Source organism: Pseudomonas sp. GYB4201, assembly GCF_056312595.1.
In genome coordinates, this window is the sequence record NZ_JBWGIG010000080.1 from 1 (window position 1) to 4,710 (window position 4,710).

A 4,710-nucleotide genomic window follows, 5' to 3' on the forward strand; every position below is an offset into this window, starting at 1 on the left:
CTGGTGATGCCCATGCTTGTGATGTTCGAGGTCGGCTCGTTCAACTGTTCGGGCTTGTAGCCAGTGCGGAGAGGTGAATGGCGGTTCTGCTCCTACACGTGCTTATCAACACTGCTGCCGAACAACCTGCCATTCACCGCTCTCACCTCAGATTCTATTCCCTTCTCTAGACACAAGCTGCCGCAGGCTGCGTCCGGGGGGCGACGCAGGTTACAGGTCGTTCACGAACGGCTGCAGCGGGCCTTCGGTGGCCTTGCGCCCTTCGGCGCCGATCTCCCGCAACGGCACCAACGCATCCTGGGCCCGCGGCGTGGTCACGCCTGCGTCCGGCGCCCGCGCAGTCACGCTGTTCTCATTGCCCGTCTCACCCTGGGGTATGACCAGCGAAGGGTGGTCGAACGGCGCCCGCTCCCACGCCACGCGCGGGTCGGTGAGGGCGACTTCCATGAACTTGACCAGGGCGTCCTCTTCGTCCGGGGTCAGGTTGAGGGTAGTCATATCGGCGTCCAGGTTGGCGCCGTTGTGCTGGTTCACCGTGGGGTGGTCGAAGCCGCTGGTGTTGTTGGCGTCCTGGCCACGGCGGTCGCCGCCGCGGTTGTAGAACTCCACCACCTGCTTGAGGGTGGAGCGGCTGCCGTTGTGGAAGTACGGGCCGGTCAGGGCGATGTTGCGCAAGCCCGGGGTCTTGAACGCACCGTCCACCGCGTCGCGGAAGCCCACCGGCGGCTTGGCCGTGGCGTCGCAGGGGATAGCCGCGGTCAGCGGTACCTCGAACTTGCACACGTCCACCTCGAACGGGTCGGGCACGTTGCCGCCCTGCAGCAGGGTGTTGTACTGGCGGGTGAACGACAGCGGGTTGCCCCAGGGGTCGCTGCCGCCCACGGCCAGGTCTTCGGCCGTGGGGCGCACGCCGGTGTTGTAGAAGCCGTTGTCATACAGGGTGGTGAGGTTGTCGGCCATCAGCATGCGCTCGATGCGCTCGCGCGGTTCCAGGCGCAGGCGGTTGCCGGCGTTGGTCAGCTCCGGGCCACCGTGGCAGTTGACGCACTTGCCCTTGCCCAGGAACAGGTTCATGCCCTGGACTTGCTGGGCGTTCATGGCCTGGGTGTTGCCCTGCAGATAGGCGTCCAAGGGTGTCTGGTCAGACACCAGGGTGGCCTCGTACAGCTGGATGGCCAGGCCGAAGAACAGCGGGAAGTTGGCTTCGATCTGGGTGTAGTTGGCGCCGCCCAGGGACACCGGTTGCGTGGCGTTCCACAGGCGCGGCTGGAACGCTGCCTTGACCATGTCGCGGTAGGTGGGCCGGCGTGGCCCGGACATGGCGGCCAGCACCGAGTCGGTGGGGGCGATTTTCTGCCGGCTAAGGATCAGGTTGTCGAGGATGCGCCGGCCGATGTCGGCAAAGGTGCGGCCGCCGCAGGACATTTCCACCGGGCTGCCGGGTGGGCCCACGGCCTGGGACGCCGCCGAGGCATCGACCAGGGCCAGGCGCACCTTGCTGGCGACCGGGCTGCGGTCGGCGGTGACGAAGATGCCGGCGTCGGGGTCGCGGTTGCCGAACGGCGAGAAGCCGTTGAACACGTTGTTGGCGCGGCCATCCCAGAAGTTGCGCACGTTGAACACGGCGTTGATGGTGGTGGGCGCGTTGCGCCCGGTGCTGCGCCGCACGTTGATGTTGTTGACCTGGAAGATGCCGTCCGGCTGCTGGGTGCACTTGTCGAACCGCGACTGCTTGGGCTTGGTGTAGTTGGCGTCGAACACGCCCTGGGAGCCCACCACGTCGTCGGTGGAATAGACGATGGGCGAGTTGCGGTCCAGCGGGTCGGCCAACACGTGGGTGGGGAAGTCCGTGCGCTTGAGGGTGTAGTTGGGGCCGCCCTTGCCACCGGACAGGGTGGTGTAGGAGGGCACGTCACCGGGAATGTCACCGGCGGCGAACGGCTTGTTGAACAGCGACGCGACGTTGGCGTTGGTGTTGGCCTGGCCAGGGTTGAGCTGGTTGGTGATGCGGTGGTCGACGCCGGCGTGGAAGTGGCACGAGGCGCAGGCGGTGGTGCCGTCGCTGCCCACGTCCATGTCCCAGAACAGCGCCTTGCCGAGGCGCACGGCGGCGTCGCGGTTAAGCACATAGTCGGTCATCAGGTCCACCTTGCGCCCGCCCTCGTAGCCGGAAGGGTCGGGGGGCAGCACGCCCTTGAGGGTTTGCAGGGTAGGGGCATCGACCACGGGGGCGGCAGGCTCGGTGGCCGCCAGGGTTGCCGCCATGGGCAACCAGCACGCCAGGCCCAGGGGCGGGATCAGGCTACGGTAGGGAAGTGTGCGCATGTGAGGGCTCGCTATCGGTTGGTTGTTGCTGTTTTTATTGTTCGTTTCCCTGGCGGTTATTCTTTTGCGCGCACAGCGGCAGTCCCGGGATATCGGGGCTGATAAAAAGCGCTAAGTTGCCTGATTGAAACTATAGCGAAGTTCATGGCGAATTTTGCACGTCTTTTTCAACTTTCTAACAATTAATTTAAGTTGGGGCTGTTTGCCATTATGTGGGGAATTTGCCCCGAAAGTGGCGTCGCAGGGCCCAGTGGCTGGGCTGTTGGCCAAGCGCTGCGGGGCTTGTGCAAGTTGGCATAGTTGTCGCTAGTTGCAAGTCTATTTGTTTGAAGTTTGCGCACTTGCTGTTTGTTGCGCGGCTCGTGCATCATGTTCAACCTCTTGCCCGGAAGCGCTTCGGTTGAATACTTCACCTGCCATCTCCTTGATTACCGCCGTCGACGTCTCACGCCTGGATGCACGCACCGGCACGCCACTGTTGCAGCCGCTGCGCTTTACCCTGGCCGCCGGCGACAGGGTGGCGATAACCGGGCCGTCGGGCTCCGGCAAAAGCGTGCTGTTGCGCACCCTGGCGCTGCTGGACGCCACCCAGGGCGGCGAGGTGCACTGGCAGGGCGCGGCCATCAAGGCCACGCAGATCACCGCCTACCGCAGCCACGTGTGCTACATCGCGCAGAAACCGGCGCTGCTGGACGGCAGCGTCGAGGACAACCTGCGTTACCCCTACTCCCTGAAGGTGCACGCCAAGGCGCGCTACCAGCGCGAAGCGGCGCTGCAACTGCTGGCGCAGGCCGGCAAGCCGGCCAGTTTCCTCGACAAGCAGGCCAGCGAGCTGTCCGGCGGCGAAAGCCAGGTGCTGGCTCTGGTGCGGGCCCTGCAGCTGAACCCCCAGGTGCTGTTGCTGGACGAGCCCACCGCGGCCCTGGACCCGGAATCGGCGCGCCAGGTGGAAGCCCTGGTGGACGCCTGGTTCGACGGCGGCCGGGCGCTGATCTGGGTGTCCCATGACCCGGCGCAGGCCCAGCGGGTGAGCAACCGCCAGCTCGTGATGAAGGCGGGGAGCCTGACATGAACTACCAGAGCCTTTCCAACCTGGACATTGCCATTGCCGCGGCGCTGATCCTGATCAACGGCATCCTCTCGCTGTGCCTGAACCTGGGCCTGGGGCGGCAGCTGCTGGTGGCCTCGGTGCGCACCGTGGTGCAGTTGCTGGCCATCGGCTACGTGCTGACCTGGATCTTCGCCAACGCCCAGTGGTACGTGGTGTTGCCGGTGATGTGCCTGATGACCCTGATCGCCGGCCTGTCGGCGGCCGGGCGCGGCAAGCGCACCTACGTCGGGCGCCGCGCCGACAGCGTGTGGTCCATCTGGGTGAGCAGCTGGCTGGTGGCGGCGGTGGGGCTGTTCGCGGTGATCCGCATTCACCCCTGGTACGAGCCACAGTACGCCATCCCGATCCTGGGCATGATCCTGGGCAACACCCTTACGGGGGTGTCCCTGGGCATCGAGCGCATGATCCAGGAGCTGACCGCCGGGCGCGGGCAGGTCGAAATGACCCTGGCCCTGGGCGGCACCCGCTGGGAGGCCGCCCAGCTGGCGGCGCGCCAGGCGGTGCGGGCGGGGATGATTCCGACCTTGAACCAGATGACCGTGGTGGGGCTGGTGAGCCTGCCTGGCATGATGACCGGCCAGGTGCTGGCAGGGGAAAGTCCTTTGCAGGCAGTGCGTTACCAGATAATCATCATGTTCCTTATAGCAGCGGCTTCGGCGTTGGGGACGGTGGTGGCGGTGCTGTTGACGTACCGCCGGCTGTTTTCGCCGCAGCATCGGTTTTTGCCAGCGAAGCTGATTACCCGCAACTGAGCGCAGCGTGCGATCAGGCAGTTGATCTGCTTGTGATCTGCTTGTGATCTTGATCTTGCTTGTGATCTTGATTGTATGCCCCGTAAAGCGCCCGGGCCGACTGGAGGCGTCGCTCAACGGGCTGCCCGAAGGGCCGAGGCCGCAGGCCGAAGAGACGGTAACCCGCAGGCTTCTATAGCGGGTGCCGTCTGCCCGTTGAGCGGCGCCGGAAGGAGGGGACCCGTAGCGCAGCGGAGGGCCCAAGCAGGGGCAAGCCCTTTTTGCTTACTTTTTGGGGCGACTGCCAAAAAGTGAGTCGGCGTAAGGCCGAAACGGTCGGTGGTCGCCCCCGCGAAAATGGATATGGTCGAAATCGCCGAAGCGGGAAACCAAATCCGTGAACATATCCATTACCGAGGGTGATGCACAATCACCTTTCCGGCCTTACGCCGGGTCACTTTTTGGCAAACGCCCCAAAAAGTAACCAAAAAAGGCTTGCCCCTGCTTGGTCCCTACGCTTCGCTGCGGGTCCCCTCCCTCCGG

3 protein-coding genes are annotated in these 4,710 nt (G+C 64.9%); 2 read left to right on the forward strand and 1 reads right to left on the reverse strand.

Annotation, left to right across the window (positions count from 1 at the left end):
- Nucleotides 1-210: 210 nt before the first annotated feature.
- Nucleotides 211-2,265, reverse strand: coding sequence for a cytochrome-c peroxidase (locus AC0Z2B_RS32360; protein WP_476302243.1), 2,055 nt, complete (start codon nt 2,263-2,265; stop codon nt 211-213).
- Nucleotides 2,266-2,725: 460 nt separating this feature from the next.
- Here AC0Z2B_RS32360 and AC0Z2B_RS32365 point away from each other — a divergent pair, with 460 nt between their 5' ends.
- Both AC0Z2B_RS32365 and AC0Z2B_RS32370 read left to right on the forward strand, forming a co-directional pair.
- Nucleotides 2,726-3,397, forward strand: a complete 672-nt coding sequence (locus tag AC0Z2B_RS32365; protein ID WP_476302239.1) for an ABC transporter ATP-binding protein — start codon at nt 2,726-2,728, stop codon at nt 3,395-3,397.
- Nucleotides 3,394-4,188: an ABC transporter permease gene (locus AC0Z2B_RS32370; protein ID WP_476302241.1), complete on the forward strand. Its 795-nt coding sequence runs from the start codon at nt 3,394-3,396 to the stop codon at nt 4,186-4,188. Before AC0Z2B_RS32365 ends, AC0Z2B_RS32370 begins: the two co-directional genes overlap by 4 nt.
- Nucleotides 4,189-4,710 lie beyond the last annotated feature (522 nt).

Excerpts from the sequence above, each read along its gene's own strand:
- AC0Z2B_RS32360 (WP_476302243.1), bottom strand. The coding sequence starts at position 2,265 with ATGGCGGCAACCCTGGCGGCCACCGAGCCTGCCGCCCCCGTGGTCGAT.
- AC0Z2B_RS32370 (WP_476302241.1), top strand. The coding sequence starts at position 3,394 with ATGAACTACCAGAGCCTTTCCAACCTGGACATTGCCATTGCCGCGGCG.